The sequence below is a fragment of the Thalassolituus sp. UBA6592 genome (genome assembly GCF_002433655.1).
Classification (GTDB): domain Bacteria; phylum Pseudomonadota; class Gammaproteobacteria; order Pseudomonadales; family Oceanobacteraceae; genus Venatoribacter.
In genome coordinates, this window is the sequence record NZ_DJIO01000139.1 from 7735 (window position 1) to 8299 (window position 565).

Here is a 565-nt window from a genome sequence, read left to right on the forward strand (position 1 = left end):
ACACCGTGGACACTGCCGGCTAACGAAGCCGTCTCTGTGCATCCAACGCTGGATTACTCTCTGGTACTGCTGAAAGAGCAGGACGAAATTCTGCTGCTGGCGGCGGATCTGGTGGCGGATGCCATGAGCCGTTACGGCATTGCTGAAGCTGGCTTCGAAATCGTTGCCACGGCTAAAGGCGCTGCCTTCGGTCAGATGGAAGAGGGCAGTGAAGCACCGTTTAAAGTGCAGCATCCGTTTATGCCAGCCGCTGATGGTGGTGTGAAGCTGGTGCCTGTTATTACTGGTGATCACGTAACCGCCGATTCCGGTACAGGTTCTGTTCATACTGCACCAATGCACGGTGCGGATGACTTTGTGGTATCCAAACGCTTTGACGTTAAATCTGACGAAATGCTGGTGGGTGGTGACGGTAACTTCATCAGCAATCCTACTCTGGATGCGCTGGAATTATCCGGCCTGAGCACCGCCGATAAAGGCAACTTCCGCGTACTGGGTATCCTGGCGGAAAAAGGCGCGTTGCTGAAAAAAGAAAACATTAAGCACAGCTATCCACATTGCTGGC

1 pseudogene is annotated in these 565 nt (G+C 53.3%); it reads left to right on the plus strand.

Annotation, left to right across the window (positions count from 1 at the left end):
- Window positions 1-565 (plus strand): annotated as a pseudogene (locus B2Z72_RS13815) (class I tRNA ligase family protein); the annotation flags it as partial.